General features: G+C 73.6%; 15 protein-coding genes. 5 read left to right on the top strand and 10 right to left on the bottom strand.

Annotated features, from left to right (window positions below; genetic code table 11):
* Positions 1–138: 138 nt before the first annotated feature.
* Entirely contained in the window at positions 139–333 is a 195-nt protein-coding gene (locus tag IF09_RS0131390; protein ID WP_030301520.1) for a DUF3046 domain-containing protein, read from the bottom strand.
* A gap of 82 nt (positions 334–415) precedes the next feature.
* Here IF09_RS0131390 and IF09_RS0131385 point away from each other — a divergent pair, with 82 nt between their 5' ends.
* Positions 416–1378, top strand: a complete 963-nt coding sequence (locus tag IF09_RS0131385) for a hypothetical protein (RefSeq protein ID WP_030301518.1) — start codon at positions 416–418, stop codon at positions 1376–1378.
* On the opposite strand, the gene IF09_RS0131380 is transcribed toward IF09_RS0131385, so the two are convergent.
* The 3 genes from IF09_RS0131380 to IF09_RS0131370 form a co-directional block, all read right to left on the bottom strand.
* Positions 1375–1683 (bottom strand): AzlD domain-containing protein, encoded by a 309-nt coding sequence (locus IF09_RS0131380; RefSeq protein ID WP_030301516.1) that lies wholly within the window; start codon positions 1681–1683, stop codon positions 1375–1377. The two genes, IF09_RS0131385 and IF09_RS0131380, sit on opposite strands and share 4 nt — an antisense overlap.
* Positions 1680–2378 carry an AzlC family ABC transporter permease gene (locus IF09_RS0131375; RefSeq protein ID WP_158710093.1) on the bottom strand — a complete coding sequence of 233 codons (699 nt, stop codon included), beginning with the start codon at positions 2376–2378 and terminating at the stop codon, positions 1680–1682. Before IF09_RS0131375 ends, IF09_RS0131380 begins: the two co-directional genes overlap by 4 nt.
* Positions 2379–2628: 250 nt before the next feature.
* The gene (locus IF09_RS0131370; protein WP_030301512.1) at positions 2629–3465 is read right to left on the bottom strand and encodes an AraC family transcriptional regulator; all 837 of its coding nucleotides are present in this window, start codon (positions 3463–3465) and stop codon (positions 2629–2631) included.
* Between the two features lie 97 nt (positions 3466–3562).
* On the opposite strand from IF09_RS0131370, the gene IF09_RS0131365 reads away from it, so the two are divergent.
* From IF09_RS0131365 to IF09_RS0131350, 4 genes are all read left to right on the top strand, one after another.
* Positions 3563–8155, top strand: a complete 4593-nt coding sequence (locus tag IF09_RS0131365; RefSeq protein WP_030301511.1) for an ATP-dependent helicase — start codon at positions 3563–3565, stop codon at positions 8153–8155.
* Positions 8156–8365: 210 nt separating this feature from the next.
* Complete coding sequence (locus IF09_RS0131360) at positions 8366–9052, top strand: hypothetical protein (RefSeq protein WP_051833177.1); 687 nt, start codon at positions 8366–8368, stop codon at positions 9050–9052.
* Between the two features lie 167 nt (positions 9053–9219).
* The gene (locus IF09_RS0131355; protein WP_030301507.1) at positions 9220–10017 is read left to right on the top strand and encodes a DNA-formamidopyrimidine glycosylase family protein; all 798 of its coding nucleotides are present in this window, start codon (positions 9220–9222) and stop codon (positions 10015–10017) included.
* Between the two features lie 36 nt (positions 10018–10053).
* The gene (locus tag IF09_RS0131350; protein ID WP_106975176.1) at positions 10054–10824 is read left to right on the top strand and encodes an SDR family NAD(P)-dependent oxidoreductase; all 771 of its coding nucleotides are present in this window, start codon (positions 10054–10056) and stop codon (positions 10822–10824) included.
* Here IF09_RS0131350 and IF09_RS47455 read toward each other — a convergent pair.
* From IF09_RS47455 to IF09_RS0131325, 6 genes are all read right to left on the bottom strand, one after another.
* Positions 10772–11023, bottom strand: coding sequence for a hypothetical protein (locus IF09_RS47455; protein ID WP_078613565.1), 252 nt, complete (start codon positions 11021–11023; stop codon positions 10772–10774). The two genes, IF09_RS0131350 and IF09_RS47455, sit on opposite strands and share 53 nt — an antisense overlap.
* Positions 11024–11291: 268 nt before the next feature.
* Positions 11292–11672: a helix-turn-helix domain-containing protein gene (locus IF09_RS0131345; protein ID WP_030301503.1), complete on the bottom strand. Its 381-nt coding sequence runs from the start codon at positions 11670–11672 to the stop codon at positions 11292–11294.
* A 109-nt stretch (positions 11673–11781) separates the two neighbouring features.
* A complete protein-coding gene (locus IF09_RS0131340; RefSeq protein ID WP_030301501.1) occupies positions 11782–12282 on the bottom strand; it encodes a CinA family protein in 501 nt (166 codons plus the stop codon).
* 86 nt (positions 12283–12368) lie between these two features.
* Entirely contained in the window at positions 12369–13025 is a 657-nt protein-coding gene (gene pgsA, locus IF09_RS0131335; protein WP_030301499.1) for a CDP-diacylglycerol--glycerol-3-phosphate 3-phosphatidyltransferase, read from the bottom strand.
* Positions 13022–14518, bottom strand: a complete 1497-nt coding sequence (gene rimO / locus IF09_RS0131330; protein ID WP_030301493.1) for a 30S ribosomal protein S12 methylthiotransferase RimO — start codon at positions 14516–14518, stop codon at positions 13022–13024. Before rimO ends, pgsA begins: the two co-directional genes overlap by 4 nt.
* 115 nt (positions 14519–14633) lie before the next feature.
* Positions 14634–15530, bottom strand: a complete 897-nt coding sequence (locus IF09_RS0131325) for a helix-turn-helix domain-containing protein (protein ID WP_030301491.1) — start codon at positions 15528–15530, stop codon at positions 14634–14636.
* Positions 15531–15579: the final 49 nt, after the last annotated feature.

Genomic DNA, 15579 nt, shown 5'->3' with positions numbered 1-15579 from the left:
GCCGGTCGCCGCCTCGGCGGTACCTGCCGACCCGGTGGTGTCGGCGGTGCCGGTCGTCGTCACGGTCGTCTCATCGGTGGCTGCCACGCGCCCCAGTCTGTCCCACCCGCCGCGCGGACGGGGAAACGGCCGTCGGCGTCAGCGCAGCGAAGCGGGAACGTCCATCGCCGCACACACGGCACGCCACACGTCCTTGGCCTCCCAGCCCGCCTCCAGCGCCTGGTGGACGGTGCGTCCGCCCAGCTCCGTCATGACGTGGTCCCGTGCGAAGGAGTCCGCGTAGCCCGCACCGAAGTGCTCGGCCATCCGCTCCCAGAAAATCGTCAACCGCATGCCCCCAGTATCCCGCCCCGGGAGAGTGCACCGGCGCTGTTCGGCCCCCGTCCCCGCGCCGCCGCGCCCTACGGTTTCACGCATGCCTGGAGACGAAGCTTCCTCGCTGGCCCCACCCACCCCACCGACCCCGCTGGCCCGTGCCGAGCAGTTCATCTGGCTCACGGCCCGCGTCCTGGAGCAGCGGCGGTTCGCGTTCCACTTCCTCGGCGGGGACCCCGACGCGGTGGACACCGCGCTCGGCTCGTACCTCAACGCCGACGGCGGCTACGGCCACGCCCTCGATCCGGATCTGCGCGGTCCGCTCAGCCAGCCGCTGCACACCGCGCACGCCCTGCGCGTCCTGGACAGCCTGGGCCGCTGCGCCGGGCAGCGGATCGAGCGGCTCTGCCGCCACCTCACCCAGGTCTCCACCGCGGACGGCGCGCTCCCGGTGCTCCGCGCGGCCCCGCGCGGCCACCCCGGAGCCCCGTACCACCGGGTGTACGACGATCCGCCGGGCGAGCTGCTGACCACGGGGCCGGTGGTCGGCGTACTGCACCGCAACCGGATCTGGCACGCCTGGCTGTTCCGGGCCACGGACTTCTGCTGGGAGCGGGTCGAGACCCTGCGCCGGGCGGACCCGTACGAGATCCAGAGCGCGGTGGCCTTCCTCGACGGCGCCCCCGACCGGGCGCGGGCCGTGGCGGCCGCGGACCGGCTGGGGCGGCTCGTGCGCGAGCAGCGGATCGTCGTGCTCGATCCGCGCCGGCGCCGGGAGTACCCGCCGTACCCCGGTCACGCGCCGGGCGAGCAGCTGTTCCCGCACGACCTCGCCCGGCGGCCGGAGTCGCTGGCGCGCGGCTGGTTCACCGACGAGGAACTGAGGCGTTCGCTGGACTTCCTCGCCGCCGCGCAGCAGCCGGACGGCGGCTGGCCGGTGCGCCGCCTCGCGTGGGCCCCCGGCAGCTCGCTGGAACGCCGCCCGATCGCCACCCTGGAGGCCCTGCTGACCCTGCGCGCGTACGGCCGGCCCCTGGCCGGCGACCCCCCGGGCGGGAGCTAGCCTCCCAGGGCACGGACCCCGGCGGTGACGACCACCGCGGCGCCGACCACGAACAGGAACGGGGCCCGCAGCAGCAGCGCGAGCCCGGCGGCGGCCAGCCCGGCGGCGCGGGCGTCGAGCACGAGCTCGTGCCCGGTGCCGAAGGTCTGTTGGGCGGTGAGCGCGGCGAGCAGCGCGACCGGCAGCAGCGCGGCGAGCCGGCGCACGAGCGGCCGCTCCAGTGCCCCGGCGGGTACGAGCAGCCCGGCGAGCTTGACGGCGTAGCAGCCGACGACGGTGAGTCCGATGGCGAGCCAGACGTTCACGAGCGGCGTCCCTTCAGCCAGAGGATCACAGGGGCGGCGAGGGCGGCGACGAGCACGGGCAGCCCGGCGGGCAGGACGGGGAGCAGGCCCAGCCCGAGGACGACGGCGAGCGCGGCGACGGCCCGCTCGGTGGCGGTCTTCAGCATCGGCGCCAGCAGGGCCAGGAACACGGCCGGCCCGGCGGCGTCCAGCCCCCATGCAGAGGTGTCGCCGAGGGCTTCGGCGCCGAGGGCACCGAGCAGGGTGGTGAGGTTCCACAGGACGTACAGGCTCAGCCCGGTCACGGTGAACCCGAGCCGCGCCGACCTGCGGTCGGGCTGCGCCAGCGCCACGGCGGTGGTCTCGTCGATCACCCAGTGGGCGGCGAGGGGCCGCACCGCCTTGGGCAGGGCGAGCAGCTGCGAAAGCCGCAGCCCGTAGAAGGCGTTGCGCGTACCGAGGAAGAAGGCACCGGCGGCCGCGGTGAACGGGTTCCCGCCCGCGGCCAGTGCGCCGACCAGCGCGAACTGCGAGGCTCCGGTGAACACCAGCAGGCTCAGCACACAGGCCTGCAGCGCACTGATCCCGGCCCCGGCCGCGGTCACCCCGAACGCGAACCCCGACAGCCCGACGGCTACCCCGACACCGAGCGCGTCCCGCACGACGGCGCCGCGCGGCCGCCCGGCGACCCCCTCGGGGGTCGCCTCCATCACCATCCGTTGTTCTCCCACCCGGCGAAAGTACGCAGGCCAGGCGGGTCGGGTCTTGTACGTTCTTGCACGCGGGAGGCGGGGACCGGCTCGGCCCCGGCGCCGCACCGGCTCGCCGAGCAGCGCGATCAGCTGCGCCCGGACCCCGGCGAGCAGTCCGGCGCCCCATACGCACAGGGTGCGCTCCCACGGGTGGCCGAACGGGCCGAAGCGCTGGTCGGGGTGCACGTAGAGGTGGTGGTCCCCGCCCGGGGACCTAGCCGCCCGCGCGTTCGCGGCGGTATGCGCCCGGCGGGACGCCGACGATGCGGGTGAAGTGCCGGTTCAGGTGCGGCTGGTCGGTGAAGCCGACGGCGACGGCCGCCTGAGCCGGCGGCGTTCCCGCGTCCAGGAGCCGGCGGGCCTGCCGGACCCGGGCGTCGGTCAGCCAGGTGTGCGGCGGCATCCCGTACCGCTCTCGGAAGGCCCGCAGCAGGGCGAACGGGCTGGTCCCCAGTTCCGCGGCCAGCTGTTCCAGCGAAGGCGGCCCCGCCATCCGCTCCTGGAGCACCGCCCGGGCCGCCGCGGCGTCGGCGGCTCCGGCGCTGCGGACGGTACGGGCGGGCAGCGGCCCGGCGTGCCGGGTCAGCATCCGCGCCACCGCACGGCGCAGCAGCGTGTCGGCGGCCAGCGCGTTGCCCTCCTCGGCGGCCCGGTGCACCTCGGTGATCACGTGCGAGGTCTGCGGGTCGGAGACGGAGTCGGCGGTGAAGCCGGGGGTCCCGCGCAGGCCGCCGATCTCCGCGGCGACCTCGGCGATCAGCTCGCGGGAGGGGTACAGGGTGGCGTAGGCCCAGCCCTCGGGGGCCCCGGCCCGTGCGGTGTGCGGCACCTCGGGGTTGATCAGGACCACGCTCCCGGGCCCGGCGCGGACGATGCCGCCGGGCAGGCCGACCTCCTCGATGCCGCCGGTGACCGCCGCGATGACGTAGCCGTCGTGGGCGTGGCGCGGGAAGGTGTGGCGCACGTAGTGGGCGCGCAGCAGGTCCAGGCCGGGCAGTTCCGCGTACTGCCAGTGCCGGGCCCACTCCCGCTCGACCGCCTCGTCCGCCATCCCCCCATTCTGCGCCCCGGCCCGTTTGGCACGCCGCCCGGTCCGGCCGTTTCCCCAGGTCCGGCCCGTTGTCAGTACCCGGGTGCAGGATGGGGGCATGGCCGGCTCTGCGCTCGATTCGTTCTCCCCCGCGACCCGCTCCTGGTTCACGGGGGCCTTCGTCCAGCCCACCTCCGCGCAGGAGGGCGCCTGGCGGGCCATCCGTGAGGGCTCCGACGTGCTCGTCGTGGCGCCGACCGGTTCCGGCAAGACCCTGGCCGCCTTCCTCGCCGCCCTCGACCAGCTCGCGTCCGCCCCGCCGCCGGCCGAGCCGAAGAAGCGCTGCCGGGTGCTGTACGTGTCCCCGCTGAAGGCCCTCGCGGTCGACGTCGAGCGGAACCTGCGCAGCCCGCTGACCGGGATCCGCCAGGAGTCGGTCCGCCTGGGTCTGCCCGAGCCGGAGATCCGGGTGGGGATCCGCTCGGGGGACACCCCGCCGGCGGAGCGGCGGGCGCTGGCCACGCGGCCGCCGGACATCCTGATCACCACGCCCGAGTCGCTGTTCCTGATGCTGACTTCCGCGACGCGGGACGCACTGGCCGGGATCGAGACGGTGATCCTGGACGAGGTGCACGCGGTCGCGGGGACCAAGCGCGGGGCGCACCTGGCCCTGTCACTGGAGCGGCTGGACGAGCTGCTGCCCCGCCCGGCGCGCCGGATCGGGCTGTCGGCGACGGTCCGGCCGGTGGACGAGGTGGCCCGGTACCTCGCGCCGCGCGGCAAGGTCGAGATCGTCCAGCCGCCCTCGGCGAAGGAGTTCGACCTGTCGGTGGTCGTCCCGGTGCAGGACATGGGCGAGTTGGGCGGCTCCCCGGCCTCCGAGGGGAAGGACGGCGGGGACAAGCCGTCGATCTGGCCGCATGTGGAGGAGCGCATCGCGGACCTGGTCCAGGCGCACCGCTCCACGATCGTGTTCGCCAACTCGCGCCGTCTCGCCGAGCGGCTGTGCAACCGGCTGAACGAGATCGCGTACGAGCGGGCCACCGGCGAGCAGCTGTCCGAGGGGGCAGCGCCGCCGGCCGAGATCATGGCCCAGTCGGGGGCCGCCCGGGGCGCCCCGGCACTGCTGGCGCGGGCGCACCACGGCTCGGTCTCCAAGGAGCAGCGGGCGTTGGTGGAGGAGGATCTGAAGGCGGGCCGGCTGCCCGCCGTGGTCGCCACCTCCAGCCTGGAACTGGGCATCGACATGGGCGCCGTGGACCTGGTGGTGCAGGTGGAGTCCCCGCCCTCGGTGGCCTCCGGGCTCCAGCGGGTGGGCCGGGCCGGGCACCAGGTGGGCGCGGTCTCCACGGGCGTCGTGTTCCCCAAGTACCGCGGGGACCTGGTCCAGGCCGCCGTGGTCACGGAGCGGATGCGCACCGGATCCATCGAGTCGCTGCGCATCCCGTCCAACCCGCTGGACGTGCTCGCGCAGCAGCTGGTCGCGATGACCGCGATGGACACGTGGCAGCTGGACGAGCTGCTGGCGCTGGTGCGGCGGGCGGCGCCGTTCGCGGCGCTGCCGGAGTCGGCGTTCACCGCGGTGCTCGACATGCTGGCGGGCCGGTACCCGTCCGACGCGTTCGCGGAGCTCAGACCACGAGTGGTGTGGGACCGGGTGGCGGGGACCATCACCGGCCGGCCGGGCGCCCAGCGGCTCGCGGTCACCTCCGGCGGCACGATCCCCGACCGCGGGCTGTTCGGCGTCTTCCTCGCGGGCGCGGACCCGAAGAAGGGCGGCGGCCGGGTCGGCGAGCTCGACGAGGAGATGGTCTACGAGTCCCGCGTGGGCGATGTGTTCACCCTGGGCACCACCTCCTGGCGGATCGAGGACATCACCCGCGACCGGGTCCTGGTCTCCCCCGCCCCCGGGGTCCCCGGGCGGCTGCCGTTCTGGAAGGGCGACCAGCTGGGCCGCCCGCTGGAACTGGGCCGCGCGGTGGGCGCGTTCCTGCGCGAGCTCGGCGGCCTGCCCGAGGAGGACGCCCGGCTGCGGCTGGTGGCGGCCGGCCTCGACGCCTGGGCCGCGGAGAACGTCCTGGCATATCTCGCGGAGCAGCGCGAGGCCTGCGGCCACGTCCCGGACGACCGGACCATCGTGGTCGAGCGGTTCCGCGACGAGCTCGGCGACTGGCGGGTCGTGGTCCACTCCCCGTTCGGCGCCCAGGTGCACGCCCCCTGGGCGCTGGCCCTCGGCGCCCGCCTCGCCGAGAAGTACGGCATGGACGCGCAGGTCATGCATGCCGACGACGGGATCGTGCTCCGGCTACCCGACGCGGACCTGCTCTCCATGGACCTGCTGGACCACGACCCTGCGGCCTCCCGCGCCTTCGAGTTCGACGACGAACAGGCTCCGCTGGGCGCCGCGGACATCGCCTTCGACCACGGCGAGATCAACCAGATCGTCACCGACCAGGTCGGCGGCTCGGCCCTGTTCGCCTCCCGGTTCCGCGAGTGCGCGGCGCGCGCCCTGCTGTTGCCGCGCCGCAGTCCCGGCAAGCGCACCCCGCTGTGGCAGCAGCGCCAGCGGGCCTCCCAACTGCTCCAGGTGGCTTCGGAGTTCGGCTCGTTCCCGATCGTGCTGGAAGCCGTACGGGAGTGCCTCCAGGACGTGTTCGACGTACCGGGCCTGACGGAGCTGATGGGGGACATCGAGGCGCGCCGGGTCCGCCTGGTCGAGGTCACCACCCCCGAACCGTCCCCCTTCGCCCGGTCGCTGCTCTTCGGGTACGTCGCCCAGTTCCTGTACGAGGGGGACTCGCCGCTCGCCGAGCGCAGGGCGGCCGCGCTCTCGTTGGACTCCCGCCTGCTGGCGGAGCTGCTCGGCCAGGCCGAGCTGCGCGAACTGCTCGACGCGGAGGTACTGGAGGAGCTGGAGCGGGAGCTCCAGTGGCGAGGCGAGGACCGGCGGGCCAGGGACGCCGAGTCCGTCGCCGACCTGCTGCGCCTGCTCGGCCCGCTGACCACGGCCGAACTGGCCGAGCGGGGCGCCGACCCGGCCTGGCCGAAGGCGTTGGCCGAGGCCCGCCGGGCCATCCTGGTCCGGATCGGCGGTACGGACCACTGGGCGGCGATCGAGGACGCGGGCCGGCTGCGCGACGCGCTGGGCACGGCGCTCCCGGTCGGGGTCCCGGAAGCGTTCACCGAGCCGGTCAAGGACCCGCTCGGCGACCTCCTGGCCCGGTACGCCCGCACCCACGGGCCGTTCACCACGACCGCCGTCGCCGCCCGCTTCGGCCTGGGCGCGGCGGTGACCGAGGGCGCCCTGCACCGGCTCGCGGCGGCGGGCCGGGTGGTGCAGGGCGAGTTCCACCCGGCCGGCATCGGCCAGGAGTGGTGCGACGCGACGGTGCTGCGCAGGCTGCGCCGCCGCTCCCTGGCGGCGCTGCGCCAGGAGCTGGAGCCGGTCCCGCCGACCTCCCTGGCCACCTTCCTGCCGCAGTGGCAGCACCTGGGCGGGGCCCTGCGCGGCATCGACGGCCTGGCCCGGGCCGTCGAACAGCTCCAGGGCGCCCCCGTGCCCGCATCGGCGCTGGAGCGGCTGATCCTGCCGTCGCGGGTCGCGGGGTACTCTCCGGCCCTGCTGGACGAGCTCACCACCACCGGGGAGGTGGTCTGGGCGGGCGCCGGGGCCCTCCCGGGCAAGGACGGCTGGGTCTCGTTGTACCTGGCGGACGCGGCCCCGCTGCTGTTGCCGCCGCCGCACCCGCTGGAGCTGACGCCCCTTCACCGGTCGATCCTGGACACCCTGTCCGGCGGGTACGGGCTGTTCTTCCGCCAGCTGGCGGAATCGGTGCGCGCCAAGTGGTCCGAGGCCACGGACCTCGAACTGTCCGAGGCCGTCTGGGACCTGGCCTGGTCGGGCCGGCTGACGAACGACACCCTGTCCCCCCTGCGTTCCCTGCTCGGCTCGGGCCGTACGGCGGGCGCCACCGCCCACCGGGCCCGGCGCACGATCCCGCGCGGCCGGTACGGGACGCTCAGCGCGCAGGTGTCCCGCCCGGGCCCGCCCACGGTCTCCGGCCGCTGGTCGCTGCTGCCTTCCCAGGCCCCCGACCCCACCCACCGGGCCCACGCACTGGCCCGGACCCTGCTGGACCGGCACGGCGTGGTCACGCGGGGCGCGGTGGCCGCCGAGGGCGTGGAGGGCGGCTTCAGCGCGGTGTACCGGGTCCTGTCCGCCTTCGAGGACAGCGGCCAGGCCCGCCGCGGCTACGTGGTGGAGGGTCTGGGCGCGGCCCAGTTCGCGATGGACGGTGCGGTGGACCGGCTGCGGTCGGCCGAACGGAACCCGCCCCCGCTGGCGGCGGTGGTCCTGGCCGCCGCCGATCCGGCCAACGCGTACGGGGCGGCCCTGCCCTGGCCGGAGCCCCCGGCCGGGGCCACCCACAAGCCGGGCCGCAAGGCGGGCTCGCTGGTGGTCCTGGTCGACGGCGAACTCACGCTGTACCTCGAGCGGGGCGGCAAGACGCTGCTGGCCTGGCCCCCGGCGGACGACCCCCGCCTCGCGGCGGCCACCGCGGCCCTGGCGGCCGCGTCCCGGATCGGCACACTCCCGGCGCTCACGGTGGAACGCATCAACGCCGCCCCGGCCTTGACCTCCCCGCTGGGCCCGGCCCTGGAGACCGCCGGCTTCCACGCCACCCCTCGGGGCCTGCGCCTGCGCTCGTGAATCCGGCAGCCGCATCCGGTACCCGGATCCAGTGATGGAATCCGGCATTCCGGTCTCGACCATCGCGCTTACGTTCCGCTTATGTCTTGAGCCCGTCACGAAGCCCTTCTCGGCTGGCAGCCCGGCCCCTTTCTGGACTATCAAGATCAGCGCAGGCATCGAGCGTGACGATGCCACGTCAAAAGATCACACTCATGGGGGACCAGAAAAGTGAGCACCAACACCATGCGGCGAGCAGCAACGGGCGTCATCGGTCTGGCGGTTGCCGGAACCCTGACCCTCACCGGCTGCAAGAACGGCAACGAAGAGGTCGCACCCGCGCAGTCGAGCGCGCCCGCCGCCCAGCCCAGCCAGGGCGGGCAGGAGTCCGCCCAGCCCAGCACCCCGGCCAGCCCCTCCACCGGCGGCCAGGCCCCCGCAGGCGCGGCGGGCCAGGCGAAGCCCGGCCAGACCTTCAAGATCGGCGAGACGGCGCAGGTGCCGTTCAACTACGGCAGCACCAAGGGCGGCACCCTCGCCCTCACCGTCACCGCCGTCGAGCAGGGCCAGCCGGCCGACCTGGACGCGCTCAAGCTGGGCGACAAGGTCAAGGGGATGATCCCCTACTACATCCGCTACTCGGTCAAGAACATCGGCACCGTGGACCTCTCGTACGCCTCCGTGGGCCACATGAAGGGCCTGCTCCCGGACGGCTCCGAGGCCCAGGGCGTCTCCGTCATCGGCAAGTTCGAGAAGTGCAAGGACGAGTCGCTGCCGAAGGGCTTCACCAACGGCCAGACGCAGACCAGCTGCGCGATCGCCCTGGCGCCCTCGGCCCAGACGAAGGTGGTCGGCGCCGAGTACTGGGGCGACCCGTACAACAACCTGAGCGACGGCAAGGGCCTCTTCTGGAAGTAGCGGCACGGCGGAAGCGGTAGCGGTCACCTCCGCACCCTCCCTTCCAGACGACGAGCCCCCGCCCGCGCCACAGCGCGGCGGGGGCTCCGGCCGTGCCGGAGCCCCCGCGCACCGCGCGCCGGCCACAGCGCACCACCCCCGGCCCCCGCCGGGGCGACAATGGCGCCATGCCCGAAGGAGACAGCGTCTGGCGCGCCGCGGCCCGGCTGCACGCGGCCCTGGCCGGCCACGAGCTGACCCGCTGCGACCTGCGCGTCCCCCGCTTCGCCACCTCCGACCTCACCGGCCGCACCACCCTGGACGTCACCCCGCGCGGCAAACACCTCCTCGCCCGCTTCGAGGGCGGCCTCACCCTCCACACCCACCTGGGCATGGACGGCGCCTGGCACGTCTTCGCCGCGCACGAGAAGTGGCACGGCGGCCCCGCCCACGAGATCCGCGTCGTCCTCGCCACCACCGGACACACGGCCGTCGGCTACCGCCTCCCGGTCGTCGAGCTGCTCCGCACCGCCGACGAGGACCGCGCCGTCGGCCACCTCGGCCCCGATCTCCTCGGCCCCGACTGGGACGCCGACCGAGCCGCCGCCCGCCTCCTCGCCACCCCCGGGCGCCCGCTCGGCGAGGCCCTGCTCGACCAGCGCAACCTCGCCGGCATCGGCAACATCTACAAGAGCGAGCTCTGCTTCCTGGCCCAGGTCACCCCCTGGACCCCTGTCGGCGACCTCCCCGACCCCGCGACCACCGCCGTCCGCCTCGCCGGCGCCGCCCACCGCCTGCTGCGCGCCAACATCGGCGACCGCCGGATCCGCAACACCACCGGCAGCCGCCGCCCCGGTCAGGAGCTCTTCGTCTACGGCCGTGCGCACCGCCCCTGCCTGCGCTGCGGCACCCCCGTCCGCGAGGCCCCGCAGAACGACCGCCCGACCTACTGGTGCCCCCGCTGCCAACGCGGCCCTACGGCCTAGTTGACGCTCCGTCAGATCCGGTCGTACGGTCCCGGCATGCCCACACCCAGAGCCCCGTACGACCTCTCCGGCCGGACCGCCCTGATCACCGGCGCCGCGAGCGGCATAGGCCGCGCCACCGCCGTGCTCCTCGCCGGGGCGGGCGCCGCCGTCCACTGCGCGGACCGCGACGAGCCCGGCCTCGCCGAGACGGCGGACCTCGTCGCCAAGGCCGGCGGATCCGCCACCGTCCACCCCCTCGACGTCACCGACCGTGCAGCCCTGCGCGCTGCCGTCGCAGCCGCCGGACCGCTCGACATCACCGCCGCCATCGCCGGGATCATGCACACCAGCAGCGTCCTGGAGACCTCCGACGAGGACCTCGACCGGGTCCTGGACATCAACTTCAAGGGGATCCTGCGCACCTGCCAGGAGGCCGCCCGCGCCATGATCGCGGCCGGTCGCCCCGGCTCGATCGTCACCATGGCCTCCGGCGCCGTGGACGCCGCCCAGCCCGGCCTGCTCTGCTACAGCGCCGCCAAGGCCGCCGTCGTCCAGCTCACCAAGACCCTCGCCACCGAGGCCGGCCCCCACGGCATCCGCGTCAACGCCGTCGCCCCGGGCTGGATCCGCACCCCGATGACCGGGCGGCACAGCCCCGAGGTCCAGGAGCAGACCGAGGCCGCGATGGTCCGGATGTCCCCCCTGCGCCGCGTCGGCGAGCCCGAGGACATCGCCCAGGCCGTGCTCTACCTCGCCTCGGACGCCTCGTCCTTCATGACGGGCCAGATCCTCCGCCCGAACGGGGGAGTGTCGATGCCCTGGTAGCCGCCCGGCCGGCCGCCGCCCCATCCCCCCGGGGTCCGTCGCCCGCCGCCCGCCGTGTCCTGCGTACGGGCCGCGGCGTGCAGTGCACCGGCAGCAGGCCCAGCCCCCAGCCGCCCACGGCCACCGCGCCCTCCACCGGCCCCGACTCGCCCGGGGCCAGCGCCAGGCGCAGCACCGCCCACCACCACAGCACGCCCATCGCCAGCGCGAGGGGTATGAGTAACCGCCGCACGGCTACCTCCCAGCGGCCGGGGACCCGGACCGGACCATCGTCCCGCAACCCCGCCGCCCCCGCACCCAGAACAGCACGGCACGGCACGGCACGCGGCGAGCCCGCCCGGGGCCCCCGGCCCGCCGCAAAGCCCCGTACGAGCGAGCGCAGCAAACGGCACGGAGCCCCGGTCGGTGCGTCACGCACCGACCGGGGCTCCGGCCACGCTCATTTCTTCACAGCTCGCGCATCGAGCTCACGCGGCTACGACATTCACCGCTTCCGCAGGCGCCTTGATGGTCACCCGCTCCGGGCCACCCGCGACCGAAGTCACGGAGACCGAATTGAGCATCGGGCGGACCGGCACCGTCACCGGTTCGCTTGCCGCGGCCGACTGCGCCAGCTCGGCCAGCGACAGCTCGTCGCTGACTTCGCGCATCAGCTCGGACATCCGTACGTCCAACGCGTCGCAGATCGCGGAGAGCAGCTCGGAGGATGCCTCCTTCTGCCCCCGCTCCACCTCGGAAAGATAGCCGAGAGAAACTCGGGCGGACGAGGAGACTTCGCGCAGAGTACGGCCCTGGCGCTGGCGCTGCCGACGCAGCACGTCACCCAGCAGGCGACGGAGCAGAATCATCGGTGGCTCCCTCCTCTGACCGTGTAGCCGCATCCTTCACGCCCCACCGTACCGCCTCGCGCCGCGGCCGTGCGGGGAGCTATGTCGTGTTCACTCAGGGCTGCAAACATCAAATCCCCCCGTTCTGTTCCGTATCCTGCCCCCGCACATTCTCGCGGAGTTCGCTCGAGAGCAGTTCGAGCACTGTCCGTGCACTCTCCCTACGGATTTCCGTACGGGAGCCGTTCAACCTCAGCGGGACGGTTTTCCTGCCCGCCGGACCCGCCACGGCGATGAAGACGGTGCCCACCGGCTGCCCGTCCTGCGGGTCCGGACCGGCCACTCCGGTGGTCGCGATCCCCCACGAAGCCCCCAGTACGCGCCGTACGCCGGTCGCCATCTCGTCCGCGACCTGCGCGTTCACCGCCCCTTGCGCGGCCAGCAGCCCGGCGTCCACGCCCAGGAGCCGGTGCTTCAGCTCCGTCGCGTACGCCGTGACCGACCCGCGGAAGGACCGGGAGGCCCCGGCGACGGCCGTGAGTTCCGCGGCGACCATCCCGCCGGTCAGCGACTCGGCGACGGCGAGGGTCTGGTCACTCTCCGCAAGGAGGCGCAGCACTTCCGCAGCGATCGCGGCGGTGTCCCCGGTCCCGGCCGCCGCCCCCGCGGCGTCCGGAGCCGCCCCACCGGCCACCGGAGATTCCCCCACCGGTTGTGTCACCTCGCGGCCTGCTCCGCAGCCAGACCCTTGCGCCGCAGCACCACGGCCTGGCGGATGTAATCCAAACCGGTGACCAAGGTCAGCACGACGGCGACCGCCATCACCCAGAAGCGCATGCTCGCCAGGGCCCCGGTCAGCGCGAGCACGTACATCCCCACCGCCGTCCCCTGGGCCAGGGTCTTGAGCTTGCCGCCCCGGCTGGCGGGAATCACTCCGTACCTGATGACCCAGAAACGCATGAGCGTGATCCCGAGTTCCCGCCCGAGGATCAGCCCGGTCACCCACCAGGGCAGGTCGCCCAGCCAGGAGAGACAGATCAACGCCGACCCCATGATCGCCTTGTCGGCGATGGGGTCGGCGATCTTCCCGAAGTCCGTGACCAGGTTGTACGTACGGGCCAGGTGCCCGTCGAAGATGTCCGTGATCATGGCGACGGCGAACGCGGCCCAGGCCCACGCGCGCCACACCGGGTCGTACCCGCCGTCGGCGAGGAGGAGCAACACGAATCCCGGCACCAGGACCAGCCGGATCATCGTCAGGATGTTGGCGATGTTCCACAGGCTGGCCTGATCGACCGCCGCAGCCCCCAGCTTCGCGCCGGGCGCGGGCCGGCGGCCGGTCCCGCCCGCCGCAGATGCCGGGACTCCGGTCATCCGGCCGCCTCCTCGAGATGCAGGGGCTCTGCCACCAGGTCCACGCCCAGCGTGCCGACCACCTTGGCCGCCACGATACGGCCGGGCACCAGGCCCGTGCTGTCCGTGAAGACGACCTGGCCGTCGGTCTCGGGCGCCTGGTGCGCGGCACGCCCGTAGGCGCCGTCACCCTCGTCGTCAACCGCCTCGACGGACTCGACGAGTACCTCCAGGGTCTCCCCGATCCGCTCCTCCGCGCGCTGCGAGGTGAGCTCCTCGGCGAGCCGCTGCATGTGGGCGAGCCGCTCGGCGATCGTGTCCTCGTCCAGCTTGCCGTCGTACGTGACGGCCTCGGTACCGTCCTCGTCCGAGTAGCCGAAGACGCCGATCGCGTCGAGCCGCGCGTGGGTGAGGAAACGCTCCAGCTCGGCGAAGTCCGACTCCTTCTCGCCGGGGAAGCCGACGATGAAGTTGGACCGGACGCCGGCCTGCGGGGCCTTGGTCCGGATGGTGTCCAGCAGCTCCAGGAACCGGTCGGTGTCACCGAAGCGGCGCATGGCGCGCAGCACGTCGGGGGCCGAGTGCTGGAAGGACAGGTCGAAGTACGGCACGACCTTGGGGGTCGAGGTCAGCACGTCGATCAGGCCGGGCCGCATCTCGGCGGGCTGCAGGTAGCTGACGCGGACGCGCTCGATGCCGTCCACCTCGGCCAGCTCGGGCAGCAGGGTCTCCAGCAGGCGGATGTCGCCGAGGTCCTTGCCGTACGAGGTGTTGTTCTCGGAGACCAGCATGATCTCCTTGACGCCCTGCTCGGCGAGCCAGCGCGTCTCGCCCAGCACGTCGCTGGGACGGCGGGAGATGAAAGAGCCGCGGAAGGACGGGATGGCGCAGAAGGAGCAGCGGCGGTCGCAGCCGGAGGCGAGCTTGACCGAGGCGACCGGGCTCTTGTCCAGGCGGCGGCGCAGCGGCGCGCGCGGCCCGGAGGCGGGCGCGAGCCCGTCCGGCAGGTCGGCGGGGGCTTCGGCCGGCTCCTCGACGGGCGTCGACTGGGCGTGGCCGGGCAGCGCCACCTCGGTGTCCTGGCGGGCCGCGGGGCTGATCGGGAGCAGCTTGCGCCGGTCACGCGGGGTGTGGGAGGCGTGGATGCCACCGTTGAGGATGGTCTGCAGGCGGTCGGAGATGTCGGCGTAGTCGTCGAAACCGAGCACGCCGTCGGCCTCTGGCAGCGCCTCGGCGAGCTCCTTGCCGTAGCGCTCGGCCATGCAGCCGACGGCGACGACGGCCTGGGTCTTGCCGTGATCCTTGAGATCGTTGGCTTCCAGCAGGGCGTCTACGGAGTCCTTTTTGGCGGCTTCGACGAAGCCGCAGGTGTTGACGACGGCTACGTCCGCATCGGCGGCGTCCTCGACGAGCTCCCAGCCATCCGCCGCCAAGCGGCCTGCGAGCTCCTCCGAGTCCACCTCGTTACGGGCGCAGCCAAGAGTGACAAGGGCGACGGTACGGCGTTCGGGCATGGACTCAAGACTACTTTGTCCAAACACCGACCCCCGCCCCAAGTCCCGGTAAACCAAGATCCCCGGAGTGCGGCGCAGCACCCCGGGGACCCGGAATCAAGCATTCAGCGCTATATCAGCCCGCCTGTGCGGCTCCCTGGCGGGGGTCGTCCTTGGTGTATGTGAGGCGTTCCACCTGACCGGGCCGGAAATCGTCCTTGATCTCCTTGCCGTTCACGAAGAGCTTCACGACCCCGGCGTCGCCGAGGACGAGGTCGATGGATTCCTTGTCCGTGAAGGTCTTGGACTGGCCCGGGGTCAGCGTGCCGTCGAACAGCAGCCGGCCGCTGTGGTCCTTCGCCGAGATCCAGCTCTCGCCGTCGTTGGCCGTCAGGACGACCGTGACGAGGTCCTTGGGCGCGGCGGCGATGGCACTGTCCGAGGGCTCCGGCTGGGGCGCCTTCGGGGTCTGCTGGGGCTGGGCGGCCGGCTTGCCGGCCGACTGCTTGGGTGCGGCCTGCGGGGAGGCGGAACCTTCCGCCACCGGCCGCTTGTCCTTCGCGTCGCCGCCGCCGAAGGCGGTGAAGCCCACGAAGCCGATGACGGCGACGATGGCGGCGACCATGGCCGCGGTCCAGTTGGGCCGCTGCCGCTCGGGACGGATGCGCTCGGCGTCGAACATCGGCGCGGCGGGCGTGGGCGCCGGCCGGCCGCCGTGGGCGGCGTCGTACGCGTCGACCAGGGGTTCGGGATCGAGGTGGACGGCGCGGGCGAGCGTACGGATGTGACCGCGGGCGTAGACGTCGCCGCCGCACCGCGTGAAATCGTCAGCTTCGATCGCGTGCACGATCGGGATGCGCACGCGGGTGGTGGAACTGACCTCGTCGACAGTGAGCCCGGCGGCGATCCGGGCCTGCTTCAGGGCCGTCCCGATGGACGGTCCTTCGACTGTGGGTTCGATGATGCGGTCCTCGGACCGGTCGTCGGTCGAAGGCCGCTCATCTTCGGGGGAGTTGGAGTTGCCGATGGACACGAGGGCGCCTTTCGAGCGTGTAGCCACCTGCTGGATGTCCAGTCTAGGG

Origin of the sequence: Streptomyces katrae (genome assembly GCF_000717655.1) — a bacterium.
Lineage (GTDB): Bacteria > Actinomycetota > Actinomycetes > Streptomycetales > Streptomycetaceae > Streptomyces > Streptomyces katrae_B.
This window is presented reverse-complemented; position numbering and strand designations above follow the sequence as displayed.